Here is a 1572-nt window from a genome sequence, read left to right as displayed (position 1 = left end):
TACGGCTACCTTGTTACGACTTCACCCCAATCATCTGCCCCACCTTCGGCGGCTGGCTCCATAAAGGTTACCTCACCGACTTCGGGTGTTGCAAACTCTCGTGGTGTGACGGGCGGTGTGTACAAGGCCCGGGAACGTATTCACCGCGGCATGCTGATCCGCGATTACTAGCGATTCCAGCTTCACGCAGTCGAGTTGCAGACTGCGATCCGAACTGAGAACAGATTTATGGGATTCGCTAAACCTTGCGGTCTCGCAGCCCTTTGTTCTGTCCATTGTAGCACGTGTGTAGCCCAGGTCATAAGGGGCATGATGATTTGACGTCATCCCCACCTTCCTCCGGTTTGTCACCGGCAGTCACCTTAGAGTGCCCAACTAAATGCTGGCAACTAAGATCAAGGGTTGCGCTCGTTGCGGGACTTAACCCAACATCTCACGACACGAGCTGACGACAACCATGCACCACCTGTCACTCTGTCCCCGAAGGGAAAGCCCTATCTCTAGGGTTGTCAGAGGATGTCAAGACCTGGTAAGGTTCTTCGCGTTGCTTCGAATTAAACCACATGCTCCACCGCTTGTGCGGGCCCCCGTCAATTCCTTTGAGTTTCAGTCTTGCGACCGTACTCCCCAGGCGGAGTGCTTAATGCGTTAGCTGCAGCACTAAGGGGCGGAAACCCCCTAACACTTAGCACTCATCGTTTACGGCGTGGACTACCAGGGTATCTAATCCTGTTCGCTCCCCACGCTTTCGCTCCTCAGCGTCAGTTACAGACCAGAGAGTCGCCTTCGCCACTGGTGTTCCTCCACATCTCTACGCATTTCACCGCTACACGTGGAATTCCACTCTCCTCTTCTGCACTCAAGTTTCCCAGTTTCCAATGACCCTCCCCGGTTGAGCCGGGGGCTTTCACATCAGACTTAAGAAACCGCCTGCGAGCCCTTTACGCCCAATAATTCCGGACAACGCTTGCCACCTACGTATTACCGCGGCTGCTGGCACGTAGTTAGCCGTGGCTTTCTGGTTAGGTACCGTCAAGGTGCGAGCAGTTACTCTCGCACTTGTTCTTCCCTAACAACAGAGCTTTACGATCCGAAAACCTTCATCACTCACGCGGCGTTGCTCCGTCAGACTTTCGTCCATTGCGGAAGATTCCCTACTGCTGCCTCCCGTAGGAGTCTGGGCCGTGTCTCAGTCCCAGTGTGGCCGATCACCCTCTCAGGTCGGCTACGCATCGTCGCCTTGGTGAGCCATTACCCCACCAACTAGCTAATGCGCCGCGGGTCCATCTGTAAGTGACAGCCGAAACCGTCTTTCATCCTTGAACCATGCGGTTCAAGGAACTATCCGGTATTAGCTCCGGTTTCCCGGAGTTATCCCAGTCTTACAGGCAGGTTACCCACGTGTTACTCACCCGTCCGCCGCTAACATCCGGGAGCAAGCTCCCTTCTGTCCGCTCGACTTGCATGTATTAGGCACGCCGCCAGCGTTCGTCCTGAGCCAGGATCAAACTCTCCGAAAAAGAACAAAACCGAAGTTTTGTTTTTCGCCAGTTTGACTGACTACCTATGATG

At 54.5% G+C, this 1572-nt stretch carries 1 rRNA gene; it reads right to left on the bottom strand.

The annotated features are described in order from the left end of the window. A 16S ribosomal RNA gene (locus BA70_RS18675) occupies positions 1-1520 on the bottom strand; the annotation flags it as partial. Between the last annotated feature and the right edge of the window lie 52 nt (positions 1521-1572).

Origin of the sequence: Bacillus zhangzhouensis, assembly GCF_000715205.1 — a bacterium.
Taxonomy (GTDB): Bacteria; Bacillota; Bacilli; order Bacillales; family Bacillaceae; genus Bacillus; species Bacillus zhangzhouensis.
The sequence above is the reverse complement of the archived record's forward strand: the minus strand, read 5'-3'. Positions and strand labels throughout refer to the sequence as shown.